Annotated in this window: 10 protein-coding genes and 1 pseudogene; 6 read left to right on the top strand and 5 right to left on the bottom strand. The window is 66.1% G+C overall.

Annotated features, from left to right (window positions below; all coding sequences use genetic code 11):
* Positions 1 to 196: 196 nt before the first annotated feature.
* Entirely contained in the window at positions 197 to 1,048 is an 852-nt protein-coding gene (locus tag ACFTSA_RS18750; RefSeq protein ID WP_377953178.1) for a HemK family protein methyltransferase, read from the bottom strand.
* A gap of 229 nt (positions 1,049 to 1,277) precedes the next feature.
* Between ACFTSA_RS18750 and ACFTSA_RS18745 the strand changes: the two genes are divergently transcribed.
* Positions 1,278 to 2,321 (top strand): lactonase family protein, encoded by a 1,044-nt coding sequence (locus tag ACFTSA_RS18745; RefSeq protein WP_377953176.1) that lies wholly within the window; start codon positions 1,278 to 1,280, stop codon positions 2,319 to 2,321.
* A gap of 160 nt (positions 2,322 to 2,481) precedes the next feature.
* Positions 2,482 to 5,327, top strand: a pseudogene (locus tag ACFTSA_RS18740) (alpha-amylase family glycosyl hydrolase).
* On the opposite strand, the gene malQ reads toward ACFTSA_RS18740, so the two are convergent.
* Both malQ and ACFTSA_RS18730 read right to left on the bottom strand, forming a co-directional pair.
* Positions 5,324 to 7,570, bottom strand: coding sequence for a 4-alpha-glucanotransferase (gene malQ / locus ACFTSA_RS18735; protein ID WP_377953175.1), 2,247 nt, complete (start codon positions 7,568 to 7,570; stop codon positions 5,324 to 5,326). The pseudogene ACFTSA_RS18740 and the gene malQ overlap by 4 nt on opposite strands.
* Before the next feature lie 122 nt (positions 7,571 to 7,692).
* Positions 7,693 to 8,031, bottom strand: a complete 339-nt coding sequence (locus ACFTSA_RS18730) for a hypothetical protein (protein WP_377953174.1) — start codon at positions 8,029 to 8,031, stop codon at positions 7,693 to 7,695.
* A gap of 185 nt (positions 8,032 to 8,216) precedes the next feature.
* Between ACFTSA_RS18730 and ACFTSA_RS18725 the strand changes: the two genes are divergently transcribed.
* Positions 8,217 to 10,880 (top strand): GH32 C-terminal domain-containing protein, encoded by a 2,664-nt coding sequence (locus tag ACFTSA_RS18725; RefSeq protein ID WP_377953173.1) that lies wholly within the window; start codon positions 8,217 to 8,219, stop codon positions 10,878 to 10,880.
* Between the two features lie 156 nt (positions 10,881 to 11,036).
* On the opposite strand, the gene ACFTSA_RS18720 is transcribed toward ACFTSA_RS18725, so the two are convergent.
* Entirely contained in the window at positions 11,037 to 11,330 is a 294-nt protein-coding gene (locus tag ACFTSA_RS18720) for a putative quinol monooxygenase (RefSeq protein WP_377953172.1), read from the bottom strand.
* 60 nt (positions 11,331 to 11,390) lie between these two features.
* The gene (locus ACFTSA_RS18715) at positions 11,391 to 12,389 is read right to left on the bottom strand and encodes a LacI family DNA-binding transcriptional regulator (protein ID WP_377953188.1); all 999 of its coding nucleotides are present in this window, start codon (positions 12,387 to 12,389) and stop codon (positions 11,391 to 11,393) included.
* Positions 12,390 to 12,553: 164 nt separating this feature from the next.
* On the opposite strand from ACFTSA_RS18715, the gene ACFTSA_RS18710 reads away from it, so the two are divergent.
* From ACFTSA_RS18710 to ACFTSA_RS18700, 3 genes are all read left to right on the top strand, one after another.
* Positions 12,554 to 13,672 carry a substrate-binding domain-containing protein gene (locus ACFTSA_RS18710; RefSeq protein ID WP_377953171.1) on the top strand — a complete coding sequence of 373 codons (1,119 nt, stop codon included), beginning with the start codon at positions 12,554 to 12,556 and terminating at the stop codon, positions 13,670 to 13,672.
* Between the two features lie 147 nt (positions 13,673 to 13,819).
* Positions 13,820 to 14,866, top strand: a complete 1,047-nt coding sequence (locus tag ACFTSA_RS18705) for an ABC transporter permease (protein WP_314192902.1) — start codon at positions 13,820 to 13,822, stop codon at positions 14,864 to 14,866.
* Positions 14,863 to 15,657 carry an ATP-binding cassette domain-containing protein gene (locus ACFTSA_RS18700; protein WP_331575119.1) on the top strand — a complete coding sequence of 265 codons (795 nt, stop codon included), beginning with the start codon at positions 14,863 to 14,865 and terminating at the stop codon, positions 15,655 to 15,657. The genes ACFTSA_RS18705 and ACFTSA_RS18700 overlap by 4 nt, the downstream gene beginning before the upstream one ends.
* Positions 15,658 to 15,851 lie beyond the last annotated feature (194 nt).

Here is a 15,851-nt window from a genome sequence, read left to right as displayed (position 1 = left end):
GTCAAAAACGGCATCCCCTGGTTCATACCCCCACCCCACATCGACCCACGCCAACAACCCCGACAAAACCACCACCACAAAACATGAACCCGCCCGCAAAGACAGGCCGGGCCGGCAGAACACAGAAGAAACGCCGCGTCGGCGGGAAGAGCGCGACTTCACGGCAAATGTGGAAGGCCCTGCATCCCCAAGGGAGTTACAGCAGCTGCCCGATCACCACTGTGGCGTCCAATTCGGCCGACGTGGCAATCCGCGGCCTTAGGCCCCCACGGACCATGGCGGCTGCAGTATGAGGAGCCTGCAGCCGGCTCGTTTCGATGAGCAGGTGCCCTTCCGGGCTGAGCCAGGTTGCGGCTTCCGCGATCACCCGGCGCTGGATGTCGAGGCCGTCGGGTCCTCCGTCCAGCGACACCCGCGGCTCGTGAACGCGGGCTTCGTGCGGCATGCTGCTGATTGACGCCGTCGGCACGTAGGGCGCATTGACCGCGAGGATGTCCATGGCACCCCGAAGGCGAGCAGGCAGGGCCGAGTAGAGGTCGCCCTCATGGACTTCACCGCCCACTGGCAGGATGTTGAGCCGGGCACACCGCACAGCGGCGGGATCGACGTCGGAGGCGTGCACCTCCACGCCGGGCACCCGCACCGCCAGCGCGGTGCCCACTGCGCCGGAGCCGCAGCACATGTCAACAACAACCGGCGGGATCGATGGCAAGGTAGGCGGCGGGGTACCAGAAGGCCTGACGGGCTCAGCGGGCCCTGCCCCCGGGGCCCCAAGGAGCGTGGCAGCCTCCCGGACCAGGAGTTCTGTGCGGCGGCGCGGCACAAAGACGCAGGGCCCGACCCGGATCCGCAAGCCACAAAACTCGGCCCAGCCCAGAATATGCTCGAGCGGAAACCCGTCGACTCGCCGCTGCACGGCATGCATCAGTTCATCGGGGGCAAGGTCTGCGGACAGAAGGAGGTCGGCTTCGTCCTCGGCAAAGACACAGCCGGCCGCGCGCAGCCGGCTGATGACGGTGGACCGGGAAAGCGGTGATTCAACGGGCATGGATGCGTCCTTCGGGTGAATGATGGGCGCTCCGTGCATACGTCCGACTAGCCTTGGCGGTCCGTAGGGCGGCGGGCAGGGAGAACCCAAGCTGGCGTTGCGTGAATTGTTCCCACCTCCCGGGTAGTACTAATCCGGCACATCTAAACGTGTCCGGCACTCAAAATAGGCTCTGCAAAAATCCATATTATCCGACGCGGAATTCGGCAATTATTGGCAGGATGGAACGATGACCCACAGCGCAAACCACACGCTCATCTGGACCGGCTCCTACACCGCGGACAGCGGGGGCCACGGAGCGGGGATCGGGGCCGTTTCGGTCATCGCTGATGGGACGCTCACTTGGCGCGGGACGGCGGCCAAGGCGGATTCGCCGTCGTTCGTTGCGGTGCATCCGCGACTGCCGATGGTTTACGCAGTCGGTGAGAACGCCAAAACCGTCCAGGCATACCGGCGGCGGGGAGAATTCGGCCTCGAGGCCGTCGGCGAGCCCTGGACGGCCGGCGAAGCTGCCTGCCACGTCACCGTCGATCCGCAGGGCAAGTTCCTGATCGTCGCCTGCTGGGGCGACGGCCAAGTTCTGCTCTACGAACTGACGGACGACGGCGGAATCGCCCGCCGCCTTCCGGCGGCACCATCCAGCGACCCACACCGGGACGACCGCCCCAGCCGCGCCCACGCCAGCCTGGTACTCGCCGACGGCCGGATCATGACCACCGACCTCGGCCACGACCTCCTCCGCGTGTGGAACTACGTCCACAGAACGGGTCTGGTGCTGGACCATGAGGTAGTGCTGCCGAAGGACAGCGGCCCGCGCCACCTTGTGCAGCATTCCGACGGAACGGTGTTTGTGGTCTCCGAGTATTCGATCGAGGTCTTCGCAGCCCGGGCCGCCTCGGCGGTGGGGAAGTTCGAACTGGTCGGCCAGGTCCCCGCGACGTCGGACGGCGCCCAGGACGGCGACTCGGCGGCCGAAATTGCCTTGTCGGCGGACGGACGATTCGCCTATGTAGGCGTGCGGGGCTCCAACCGCATCAGCGTGCTGGAGGTGACCTCATCAGCGGAGGGCAGCCTGATTCGCCCGATCCACGACTTCGCCAGCGCCGGCGACTGGCCCCGTCACCACCTGGTCCGCGGCGAATGGCTTCACGTTGCCCACGAGCGCTCCCATGACATCACAACCTTCCGCCTTGATGACCGGACCGGCCTTCCAGAGGGCCCGCTTCAGCGTCTCGTTGCGGGTTCCCCCACGGCCCTGATTGTGGCAAGCTAAACCGCAATCGACAAAGCCAATACAGGATTAGTCATTCCCAATACGGCCTCATCATAGGAGCCGGTGTTGGCGATCAGGCTTGCCTTGGACGAGTCGGCGTCCTAACGGATTCCGGGCTTCCCCACCGGACAAGCAACCTTGCTTTTGCGGAAGGTCCAACATGCTCACCGTCCCTCGCCTGAATTTCCCGCGCAGTACCGGCGGCCCCGTCAAACCCACCCGCGCCACCCTGGCGGCAGCAGGTGCGCTCGTTTTGCTGGCCGCGTCGGCCCTGCCTGCCCAAGCGGGCACGCCAACCCTGGCACCCACCCAGGCTGCAGTTGCCAACAAAAACCCGGGCCCGCCATCGGGCACCAAACCGGACGCCAAGCCAGGAAAAGGTGTCCATTCCCTCCGCACTCCCGTCACGGGCGAGAACTTCTACTTCGTCATGGCGGACAGATTCAGCAACGGCGATGCCGGCAATGACCAAGGCGGCCTCGGCCCGGATCCGATGGTCTCCGGCTTCGACCCCACGCGCAAGGGGTTCTACAACGGAGGGGACCTGAACGGCCTGCTGGACAACATCGACTACATCCAGGGCCTCGGAACCACGGCGATCTGGCTGACGCCCAGCTTCAAGAACAAGGCGGTCCAGCCCGAAGACAACTCCGCCGGCTACCACGGCTACTGGGTCACCGACTTCACCCAGATCGATCCGCACCTCGGTGCCAACGCCGAACTGAAAGCACTCATCGACGAGGCGCACTCCCGCGGCATGAAGGTGTACTTCGACATCATTACCAACCACACCGCGGACGTCATCGGCTACAAGGAGGGTGCCCGCACCGGCTACGTCTCCAAGGACAAGGAGCCGTACCGCGACGCGTCCGGCGAGGCCTTCGACGACCGGGACTTCGCAGGCCGGGCGGACTTCCCCAAGCTCGACGCCGAAAGCTCCTTCCCGTACACACCGGTGCTGGATCCGGCGGAACAGAACCTCAAGGTTCCGGCCTGGCTCAACGACCCGACGCTCTATCACAACCGCGGCGACACGACTTTTACCGGCGAGAACTCCTCCTACGGCGACTTCTTCGGACTGGACGACCTGTTCACCGAGAACCCCGCCGTCGTGGCCGGCATGACGGACATCTACGAGACGTGGATCCGGGACTTTGGCGTGGACGGGTTCCGGATCGACACCATGAAGCACGTCAACGACGAATTCTGGGAGCAGTTCGGGCCCGAGGTCCTCGCCTACGCCAGGCAGCACGGCAAGGGCGAGTTCTTCATGTTCGGCGAGGTCTTCGACACCTCCAAGAGCTTTACCTCGCAGTTCACCACCCGCGACAGGATGCAGGCAGTGCTCGACTTTCCGTTCCAGGACGCGGCGCGCAGCTTCGCCTCCAAAAGCCAGGACGCGAAAGAGCTGGAAACCTTCTTCGCCGCCGACGACTGGTACACCGACGCGGACTCCAACGTCTACCAGCTGCCCACCTTCCTGGGGAACCACGATATGGGCCGGATCGGCAGCTTCATCAGCACCGACAACCCGGACGCGGACGACGCCGAACGCGTGGCACGTGACGAACTGGCCCACGAGCTCATGTACTTTTCCCGGGGGAATCCCGTGGTCTACTACGGCGACGAGCAGGGCTTCACCGGCCCCGGCGGAGACCAGGACGCCCGCCAGACGCTGTTCGCCAGCAAAGTGCCCGACTACCTCGACGATGACCTCCTCGGCACGGATTCCACCCACGCCATGGACAACTTCAACACCGGGCATCCCCTCTACGCCAAGATCCGCGAACTCGCGCAGCTGGCCAAGGACCACCCCGCCCTGCGCGACGGCGCCCACCAGAACCGCTACGCGTCGGACGGACCGGGCATCTATGCTTTCTCGCGCACCGATGCCAAGGACCAGCGCGAGTACGTCGTGGCGCTGAACAACAGCGGGAAGCCGCAGACCGCAGCTGTCCCTGTGTACATCGCCGAGCGCAGCTCTACAGCCTCGTCTATGGCGACGCAGCCAACACCTCCAAGACCTCGGCCGACGGCAAGCTGACCGTCACGGTGCCGCCGCTGTCCACCGTCGTCTACCAGTCATCCGGCCGGATTCCGCGCGAGAAGGCTGCGCCCGCCGTCGCGCTGCAGCCCCCCGTTTCCGCTGCGGCCACCGCAACGTCTGCCGGGGACAACGGCCGGATTCAGGTGACGGCCGACGTCGACGGCAGCTCGTTCTACGAGGTCACCTTTGAGGCCAGGACGCCGGGCGGCAAATGGGAGCGGGTGGGCACCGACGACACCGCGCCCTACCGGGTCTTCCACGATGTCTCAGGACTGAACCCCGGCACTGCCGTGGAGTACCGGGCAGTGGTCCTGAACAACGCCGGCCGCACGTCGGTTAGCGGTTCCCGGTCCGCTGAGGTGCCCGACCCGGTGCTGACCATCCAGCAGCCGGCCGAGGGCAGCACCGTCCAGGGCAGCGTGGACGTGGTGGCCACCGCGGACCCGGAAAAAGCAAGCCACGTGGTGCACTTCGAGCGGAGCATCGCGGGCGGGCCATGGACAGCCATCGGTTCAAAAGATGTCTCGTCCCCGGCGTACACGGTGGCGGACGGCCTGGACGCGCTGGGCCTCGCCGACGGGACCGAGGTACGGTACCGGGCAAAGCTCGAGGGAACGGGCGGGGTGAGCAACATCCGGACGGTGGTGGTGGGCGCCGCGCCCCAGCCCGACTCGGTCACCGTTGCTGGCAGCCTGAACAGCGAGATGGGCTGCCCGGATGATTGGCAGCCGGCATGTGAGGCGGCGTTCATGACCTTTGATCCGGCGGACAGGATGTGGAAACTAACGGCAGACCTTCCGGCCGGGCAGTACGAATTCAAGGCGGCCATCAACGGCTCCTGGGATGAGAACTACGGCCAGGATGGCGACCCGAACGGTTCCAACATCGTGCTGGACCACGACGGCGGCCCGGTCACCTTCCGGTACAGCCACACCACGCATGTGATCACAGCGGGCTAAGCCCGCATGGCGGCCTCGACTGCGGCGAGCAGGGAGTTGAACCTGTCGTCGCCTTCCAGGCTGTCGATCAGCACGGAGTCCCCGTCGGAGTTCGCCAGGGGCACCTGCCAGTTGGGGTACTGGGCGGACGTGGTGCCGGGCTGGTTCTGCACCCGGCGCTCACCGACCGCATCCACGAGCGCCACCCCGAGGAGTACTGACGGGGTCTGCGCGAGCAGCCGGTGCAGCGCCTCGATCCGTTCCTGCTCGGAGCCGGCATCACTGGAGGACAGGAGGCCGCGCTGCCGGAGCAGGTCCATCATTTTCTCCAGCTTGGCGTTGTGCTCCAGGCGTTCCTCCTCCGCAGAACGCTCCAGCAGCCCGAGCGCGTTCCGCAGCGTCACGTGGTCGCCGGCGAGGTAGCCCGCCGTGGGAGGCAGGTCGTGCGTGTTCACGCTGGAGAGCGCCTGCAGCCGGTACTTTTCGGGCGGCAGCGGGGAGTCGCCATCGTTCTCAAACCACAGGATCGAGGTGCCCAGGATGCCGCGTGCGGCAAGGTAATCCCTGACCCACGGCTCGAAAGTGCCCAGGTCCTCGCCGATCACCACGGCCCCAGCCCGGTGGGCCTCCAGGGCAAGGATGCCGATCATGGCGTCGTGGTCAAACCGGACGTAGGCGCCGTCCGCCGGCGAGTTCCCTTCGGGCACCCACCAGAGCCGGAAGAAGCCGAGGATGTGGTCCACCCGGATGCCGCCGGAATGCCGCAGTACAGTCGCGAGCATTTCCCGGAACGGCTTGTAGCCGGCCTCGGCCAGACGGGTGGGGTGCCACGGCGGCTGGTGCCAATCCTGGCCCAGCTGGTTGTACATGTCCGGCGGCGCGCCGACGCTGACGCCGGGGGCCAGGACGCCGCGCAGGGTCCAGGCATCGGAGCTCTGCAGGTCCACGCCGACGGCAAGGTCGTTCACCACGCCCAGGCGCATGCCGGCGTTCCGGGCGGCCTGCTGAGCCGATTCGAGTTGCTCATCGCAGAGCCACTGCAGCCAGCGGTAGAACTCAATCCGTTCCGCCAGTTCGCCCCTGAGCTTCTCCGCCAAAGGCGAGTTGAGCGCAGCCGCGGGGTCGCTCCAAAACGGGTCGTCGGCGTCGAGGTCCTCACGGATGGCGCACCAGAGGGCAAAGTCATCCAGTCCGGCGCCGGCCTTGCGGCAGTAGTCCTCAAACGCGAGCTGACGCGACGGCGAACGCCGGACGCCAGCGATCAGCTCCAGCGCCGCCAGCTTGGCGGAGTAGACCTTGTCCCGGTTAAGGCGTGTGGCGTCCTTGTTCAGCTTGCGCGCCTGCTTCATGAGGCTGTGGACGAGCGACTGCTTTTTGGGCTTCAGGTACGCCAGTTCCGGAATGGACTCGATCCGCAGGTACAGGGGATTGAAGAACCGGCGGGTCGACGGCGAATACGGCGAGGGTTCCAGGGGCGGCACGGGGTCGGCGGCGTGCAGGGGATTCACCAGCACATAGTCGGCCCCGCGTGCACCGGCCACAGCTGTGAGCTCGGCGAGGTCGGCAAAGTCGCCCACACCCCAGGACCGCTTGGAACGGACGGAGTACAGCTGCGTCGCCAGCCCCCAGCCGCGGCGCTGCTCAAGGTCAGCTGCCGTGGACAGCCGCGCGGGAGTCACCACCAGCGTGGCCTCCGCAACCAGCCCCGCCGCCTCAGCACGCAGGGTGTGCCACCCCAGGCCGGTGTTCTGCGGCACGGCGAACGTTGCCCGGCCGGTCAGAACGCCGTCCACCTCCCGGGGTTCCACCCAGACGTCCTCCTGAACGGCTTCCAGCTCGCGCCCGTCCTCCGTGACGGCCCACATCCGGACCGGCGAACCATGCCGGACATGGACGGTCACCTGCCCCGGCGTACCGTCCTGAATTACGACGGCGGGCGGCAGCATCCGGCGCCAGGGCGCCAGTTCCGCCTCGGCCAGTTCGTGCTCGATGAGCTGGTCGGTCTGGGCGTTGACCCCCAGTGCGGCCAGGACCCGGATCAGGGTATCGGCCGCAACCTCGTGCGGCTGCCCGTCCCAGCCCTGATACGACGTGCCAACGCCATACGCTTCCGCCAGCCAGCGCAGCATCTCCGGATTGACGGCGGCAGTGGCTACCGGTTTTCCGTTGCTCGCTGATGTTTTGGGGGAAGAGGATTCCTGTGAAGGTGTTGCAGGGGAAGAGACCTCGTGGGAAGTCGCGTGCTGCTGGCTGGGAACCTTCATATGTCCGCCTCGTCTGCTGTAATCGGCCCGAAACTAACGCTGCTGCCCGTCACGGCCGGCCGTTTTCAGCGCCCCCGCAACTGCTGGTTCCGATTATTGCAGGCTGCACCGGCGGCCGGGCCTCAAGCAGCCCCGCAGGCCTTCTGAAGCTCCCGCACAGAATCGCCGGGAACCTGGTCGCCGGCCTGGGCGATCGCCTTCAGGGGTCCGGTGATTTCGGCGGGCACGCCGGCCGTTTCCGCCGCGGCGACGAGGCCCGCGAGAGCTGCCTTGTCCGAGGCGCTGACCAGACCGTCCTCGACGATGGTGCAGATCTGGCCCTTCACCTGTTCGGCCGCCGCGTTGGCGGCCTGCGACACCGCCGAGCTCGCCGCGTTCCGGGCTGCTTCCCCGGCCTGGGCGCACCCCGTCAGCAGGACAAGGGCGGGAAGCACGGACAGAACGAGGAGGCTGCGTTTCATGGTTCCACCCTAACAACGGCGCTCCGGGAGAACTCCGCCAACAGAAGTCTGACAACGGTGTCCCGCCCGCGAAGGCAGGCCGATTTGCCGCCGGCCGATGCGTTGACTTGTCCTGTGGACATCACCTAGCGTTCCAGTCACTGACAACGTTGTCTACCCATGTGAACTGGGGAAAGGCACGCGCGATGAAGGGCGACAGCAGCACAATGCATCAGAGAAAATTCGGCAGACTACAGCTGTGTACCGCACTGACAGTGGCCGGTCTCAGCCTGGCCGCGGTACTGGCCGGAGCAGGTACCGCAACGGCGGCGGACCCTACCGGCAACGAGCAGTTCCGGCCGGCCTACCATTTCACGCCGCAGCAGAACTGGATGAATGATCCCAACGGGATGGTCTTCTACAAGGGCGTCTACCACCTCTATTTCCAGCACAATCCGTCCGGCAACCAGTGGGGCAACATGTCCTGGGGACACGCCACGTCAACGGACCTGGTTCACTGGAAGGAGCAACCTCTGGCGATCGCCACCGATGACCAGCAGGACATCTTCTCCGGCAGCGTCGTGGTGGACAAGAACAACACCTCAGGCCTGGGCACGGCCGAGAACCCGCCCATGGTGGCGGTCTTCACCAGCGCCTACAAGGACGCCTCGCCGTACAAGGGGCTGCAGGCCCAGTCCCTTGCCTACAGCGTGGACGAGGGCAGGACCTGGACCAAGTACAGCGGCAACCCGGTGCTCAACCGCAACTCGGCGAACTTCCGCGACCCGAAGGTGTTTTGGTACCACTCCCCCGGCGGAGGCGGCTACTGGGTGATGGTCGCCGTCGAGGCCACCGAGCACAAGGTGGTGCTGTACAAGTCCGGCAACCTCAAGGACTGGACGGAGCTGAGCGAGTTCGGCCCGGCGAACGCCACGGGCGGCCTCTGGGAATGCCCCGACCTGTTCCCGCTTGCCGTCGACGGCGACCCCGCGAACGTCAAGTGGGTGATGGTGGTCAACATTAACCCGGGAGGCGTGGCCGGAGGCTCGGCAGGGCAGTACTTCGTGGGCAATTTCGACGGCACCACCTTCACGTCGGAAACCACCAAGCCCAGCGACGGGCTCCCGGCAGGCACTCCGCTGGCCGGCTTCAACGACGGCAGCTACAACGGCTGGACCGTGAACAACGAGCCCGGCAACCCGAAGGACGGCCCGTTCGGCGCGGCACCCGCGGCCGGGACCCTCGCCGGGCAGAACGGCGTCACCGGCTTTGCCGGCGCCGGCCTGATCAATTCATTCAACGACGGCGACTGGCCGCTGGGCTCAATGAACTCGCCGCAGTTCACCGTGGACAGTGATTACCTCAACTTCCTGGTGGGCGGCGGACAGCATCCCCGGGTTTCGGACAAGCTGGACAACACCCCTCCGCCCGGGGACCTGCTGTTCAACGGCTTTGAGGTCCCGGACGGTTCCACCCTGGCCGACGCCGGGTGGACAGGAACCGGGGATCTGGCACCGGTGTTCCAACCGTCCACCTCCGGCGGCGACTTCTATATCGGCGGCAAGCGGATCAACACGTTCGAGACGGGAGGCGCACCCGGCGACGAGCGGCAGGGAACCCTGACGTCGCCGTCGTTCACGGTGAACCGGAACTTCATGAGCATGCTGGTGGGCGGCGGCCACCGCACGGCAGGCTCCGGGCAGACGCTGGAAGCCCAGTTGCTGGTGAATGGCATCGTGGTGCGCAGCCTCGCGGGTGATGACGCGGGCGCCCTGAACTGGAAGGGCTGGGACGTGTCCGAGTTCGCCGGGCAGCAGGCACAGCTCCGGATCGTGGACCAGGCCACCGGCGGCTGGGGACACCTCACCCTGGACCACGTCATGCTGACCGACCAGGCCGCCGTGCCGCGTTCCGATGAAACCACCGTCAACCTCGTAGTGGACGGCAAGGTGGTCAGGACGGCGACCGGAGCGAACAGCGAGGTCCTGGACTGGGCGTCGTGGAACGTATCCGAGTTCAGGGGGCGCCAGGCGAGCATCCGGGTGGTGGACAACAACCGCTTTGGCTGGGGCCACATCCTGGCTGACGAGTTCACCGCTTCACCGCGGCCGGCCAGGCCGCGGATCCAGACCTATGACTGGCTGGACTACGGCCGGGACTACTACGCCTCCGTGTCCTTCAACAACATGCCGCAGAACAAACGCATCATGCTGGGCTGGATGAACAACTGGGACTACGCCAACAGCATTCCCACCACGCCCTGGCGCAGCGCCATGTCCCTGCCCCGTGAGGTGGCCCTGACGCAGACGGCCAGCGGTCCGCGGCTGACGCAGAAGGCCGTCCAGCAGGTGGATGGCCTCGGCACAAAGGAAGGCTACGCCGAAAAGCGGGCCCGGAACATTCCGGCCGGCACGCACCCGCTGCCGGCCGCAGCCGCGGGCGACGTGCAGCGGATCGATGTGACTTTCTCCCCCGGATCAGCGTCCAAGGCGGGGATCACCGTGCTGGGCAATGGCGGCAAGTCGACGGTCATCGGCTACGACAAGGCAGCCGGGGAACTGTACGTGGACCGGAGCAACTCCGGCATGACGGACTTTCATCCGCTCTTCGTCTCGGTTGACTCCGCCCCCGTGTCTGTGGACGCCAGCGGCAACGTGACGCTGCGGATCTATGTGGACCGGTCCTCGGTGGAGGTGTTCGCCCAGAACGGCCTGCGGACCATCACGGACCAGGTCTTCCCTGAACAGGGCGCCAACCAGGTGGCACTCTTCGCCGACGGGGGAACTGCCCGGCTGAAGTCACTGACCGTCACGCCACTCAGCCAATCCATGTTCCAGGCAGCTCAAATGCCCACCAAGAACAGGAAGTAAGGGCCGGCGCCGGAGAAGGCCGGCGCACGGAAGGGCCGGCACAGGGAAGGTCGGCACACGGAAGGGCCGGTGTCCGCAGAACGTGCGGACACCGGCCTTCCTTGTGCTGGTGCGGCCCTCTTCGCGTTGCGCGGGGTGGCGAGCCGGCCGGACCTACTAGCGGACCGGCTGCAGCCAGGTCAGAACCGAACCGTCCTCCTCAATATGGTCCGCGAGCTCCCCATTGAACCGGGCGCCATAGTCCGCCGAGATGTGCTCCTGGAAGGCTGCCTCGTCCTGGTAGAGCTCGAACACGAAGTACTCCCGGGGGTTGCTTTCCCGGGTGTACGGCAGGAACAGCTGATTGCCGGGCTCATTGCGCACCTGCTCGGTGAGTTCGCGCATCATTTCGGCCACCCGGGCTTCGCTGCCGGGCTTGACGGTGAATTCGGCGTAGAGCGTCTTGGTCATGTTTCTCCTGTCGGGGTGGGTTTTGAGGGTTTGGTGGTTTGGTTGATTCCGGCGGGCTGTTCAGCCTGGCGGGCGGAGCTCGCCGGACCCGCGGATGATGAGCTCTGAGGGGACGACGTAGGTCTGCGCCGGGCTGTGGTCGCCGTCGATCCGGGCCAGCAGGCGTTCGGCGGCGAGTTTTCCGATCCGGTCTGGATGCTGGGCAATCACGGTCACGCCAGGCTCCATCATGTCGGCCAGGGTGAAGTCGTCGAAGCCGACAAGGGCAACGCGCTTGCTGGCGCCAAGCTCCTTCAGCGCCCGCATTACGCCGAACGTGACGAGGTTCTGGCTGGAGAAGATGGCCGTGGGCGGGTCCTCCGATGTCAGCAGCTGAAGGGCGGCCTGCCTCGCCGAATCCTCGTCGTGGAGGCCTTCGAGCACCGGAACCGAGGAGGTCGCGATGGCCGCCCTGCCGACTTCTTCGATGAAGCCGCGCCGGCGTTCGCGGGCGGTCTGGATATCTGTGCGGTCACCCAGATAGGCGAGCTTCGTGTGGCCCTGTGCTATCAGGTGGCTGGCGGCCATGGCAGATCCGACCGCGTTGTCCGTCACCACTGCGTCTGCTTCGATGCCCACGGGTTCACGGTCGATGAAGACCATGGGCAGGTCGCGTGAGTGCTCCGGGATGACGTAGGACTGGCTTTTTGCAATCGGCGTCAGGACAAGGCCGTCCACGCGCCTGCCCAGGAAGGCGGCAACCAGGGCCCTCTCCCTCTCGGGGTCGTCATCGAGGCTTGCGGCGAAGACCGCAATGCCCCGGGCGGCCAGTGAATCTTCCAGGGCGCGGTGGATTTCACCGCTGAAGGGATTGGACACGCTCGGCAGCAGGAGGCCGATGGAAAGGGTCCGGCGGCCCGCCCGGCGCAGGCTTCCCGCTGCCATGTCCAACTGGTAGTTGAGCTGCTGGGAAGCGCCAAGTACGCGCTGGCGGGTCGCCTCTGAGACACCCGGCTCATCGTTCATCACCCGGGAGACGGTTTTGATGCCGACGCCCGCCAGTGCCGCGACGTGGCGCATCGTGGGCCGGCTCTTTGTCGTATCAGGCTGGTAACGATTAGACATCGTTGTCATTAATTGGTCCTTCATCATCCGATTTCTCTTGACTGTACCCTGTGACCTTGATTACATGATGCATGACATCGTTGTCAGGCACCAGAAGTGCCATGAAACCAGGAGATTCAATGTTGAGTTCCAAAGCCCCGCGGACAGCCACCCACCGCCTGCTTGCCATCGGTGCAGTACTGACCCTCGGCACGCTCAGCCTCACCGCTTGCGGCGGGAGTTCGCCAACCACCTCGTCAGCCGGAAGCTCTTCGGCCGAGAAGGTCGGCGTGTCCCTGATCGTCAAGACCACCTCGAACCCGTTCTTCGTTTCCATGCAGGACGGCGCCAAGAAGGCCGCCGAAACCGACGGCGTGGACCTCAAGCTCGCAGCGGGCAAGGCCGACGGCGACGAAGAGACGCAGATCCAGGCAATCGAAAACGCAATCTCCAAGGGCGACAAGGGCATCCTCATCACGCCCAACGGCCCTTCGGTCGTCGATGCGCTGAAGAAGGCCAAAGATGCCGGCCTGTTCGTCATCGCCCTGGACACCCCGCCGGACCCGGCCGACGCCGCCGACATCACCTTCGCCACCGACAACTTCGCCGCCGGTGAACTGATCGGCAAGTGGACCGCCGCGCAGCTCGGCGGCAAGAAGGCCACGATCGCGCTGCTGGACCTGTTCGACGACAAGGTCGTCTCGGTGGACTACAACCGGGACCAGGGCTTCCTCACCGGCCTCGGCATCGACACCGCGGACAAGAAGAAGAACGGTGACGAGGCCAAGACCGGCAAATACACCGGCGGCAAGGGCGGTGACTACGAGATCGTGGGCAGCCAGGCAAGCCAGGGCGCCGAAGACGGCGGCCGGACCGCCATGGAAACCCTCCTCGCCAAGAACCCGAACGTCAATGTGGTCTACACCATCAACGAGCCAGCTGCGGCCGGCGCCTTCGAGGCGCTGAAGTCAGCCGGCAAGGAAAAGGACGTGCTGGTGGTCTCGGTGGACGGCGGCTGCTCGGGCGTCAACAACGTCAAGGCCGGCGTGATCGGCGCTACTGCCCAGCAGTACCCGGTGAAGATGGCGGAACTGGGCGTCAAGGCCATCGTTGAGCTGGCCAAGACCGGCAAGAAGCCGGCCAACTCACCAGGCCTGGACTTCTACAACACCGGTGTTGAGCTCGTCACGGACAAGGCCGTTGACGGCGTCAAGAGCATCACCACGTCAGAGGCCTCCAAGATCTGCTGGGGCAAGTAACCAGCATGGACCCAGCACCGCGGGAGGGTGCTGAAGATTCAGTACTCTCCCGCGGTTCGCAGCAGGAGAATTAACTGCAGAAGCCGCAGCCGCCGCACCAGCCCAGCCGAACCAGCACCAGCAGGACCTTGAAGTTCAGGAGCAACAGTGACCCAGCAACAGACCGCCGGACCGCCCGCCGCAGGGCATGCCGACCCGGCCGAAGAATTCCTCGACCGGCAGACCCCGCTCAGCCGAATCCGCAACATCCTTCACCGCTATCCCGCGCTCAGCCCGGCGATTGTCCTGCTTGTTGCGGTGGTGGTCTTCGGGCTCCTCAATGAGAGGTTCCTGCGTGTCGAGAACCTGTCCCTGATCACCCAGCAGGTCTCGGTGGTGGGAACCCTCGCAATCGCCCAGACCCTCATCATCCTCACCGCCGGCATCGACCTCTCGGTGGGCGCCGTCATGATCCTCTCATCCATGGTGGTCGCGCAGCTGGCCGTCGGCAGCGGCACACCCGCTCCGCTGGCTCTCCTCCTCGGCCTCGTCGTGGGCCTGGCAGCAGGGGCGCTGAACGGCTTCCTCGTCACCAGGTTCCGGCTCCCCCCGTTCATCGTCACGCTCGGAACGCTGAACATCTTCATCGCCCTGACGCTCCTCTACTCCGGCGGCTCCACAGTACGCGGCTCGGCCATGCCCGGCCTGCTGACATGGATGGGCAGCACGTTCCCGGTCGGACCCGTCCGGATCTCCACCGGCGTCGTCATGATGCTCCTGCTCTACATCGCGGTCGCGTTCATCCTTGGAAAGACCGCCTGGGGCCGGCACGTCTACGCGGTGGGCGATGACAAGGAAGCCGCCCGGCTGGCCGGTATCCCGGTCAACCGGGTCCTGATGAGCGTTTACCTCGCGGCCGGGGCCGTGCTGGCCATCGGTGCGTGGATCCAGATCGGCCGCACGAACGCCGCCAGCCCCAACGCCGGCGTGGACCTGAACCTCGACTCCATCACCGCCGTCGTCATTGGCGGAACCAGCCTCTTCGGCGGACGCGGCTCCATCTGGGGCTCCCTCCTCGGCGCGCTGATCGTGGGCGTGTTCCGCAACGGTCTGTCCCTGGCCGGCCTCGACGTGCTTTACCAGACCCTCGCCGTGGGCGTCCTCATCATCCTCGCTGTGTCGATCGACCAGTGGATCCGAAAGGTGAAATCATGACCGCCACAGAATTCCAGCCAGCCAAGACCGAAGTCCGCCAGCCGATCCTGCAGGCCAGGAACCTCGTCAAAACCTTCGGACGCGTCGTGGGCCTGGACGGCGTGAGCCTGGACCTGTACCCGGGCGAAGTCCTGGCCATCATCGGCGACAACGGCGCAGGAAAATCCACCCTCATCAAGTGCCTCACCGGCGCCGAGGTGCCGGACTCCGGCGAGCTGAAGGTCTCCGGGCAGCCGGTGCACTTCAAACGCCCCCAGGACGCACGCGTCCACGGGATCGAAACCGTCTATCAGAACCTCGCGGTCTCGCCTGCACTGGACGTCGCATCCAACCTGTTCCTGGGCCGCGAAGAACGGCTTGCCGGCCCGCTGGGGAAGCTCTTCCGTGTCCTTGACACCAAGGGCATGCGCCGCAAGGCCAAGGAGGAACTGACCCGGCTCGGGATCTCGACGCTCCAGGATGTGACCGTCCCGGTGGAGAACCTGTCCGGCGGCCAGCGCCAGGCAGTGGCAGTGGCCCGCGCCGCTGCTTTCGGCTCCAAGGTGGTTGTCCTCGATGAGCCGACCGCGGCCCTCGGCGTCCGGGAGTCGAACCAGGTCCTGCAGCTGGTCCGCGATCTCCGGGACCGCGGCCTCCCGGTCATCCTGATCAGCCACAACATGCCCCACGTGTTCGACGTCGCTGACCGGATCCACATCCAGCGGCTCGGGAAGTGCGCCGCCACCATCACCCCGCAGTCACACAGCATGACCGACGCCGTGGCGATCATGACGGGCGCCGCCACTGCCTGACCGGGCAGAGCTGCCCAAAACCCCGCCTCACCCAAACCAGCGCCACCTTAAAACCAGCACGTCCCCACCTCCGTGCGCGGGGCCGCCCCGGCCCCCCGCCCGGGCCCAGGAAAACCCCCCCCGGACCCCACCACCAACCCCCCCCCCCCCCCCCCCGGCCCAGCCCCCCCCGCGGCCCCCCCCCCCCCCACGCG

Origin of the sequence: Arthrobacter sp. NPDC057013, from assembly GCF_042674585.1 — a bacterium.
Lineage (GTDB): Bacteria > Actinomycetota > Actinomycetes > Actinomycetales > Micrococcaceae > Arthrobacter.
This window is presented reverse-complemented; position numbering and strand designations above follow the sequence as displayed.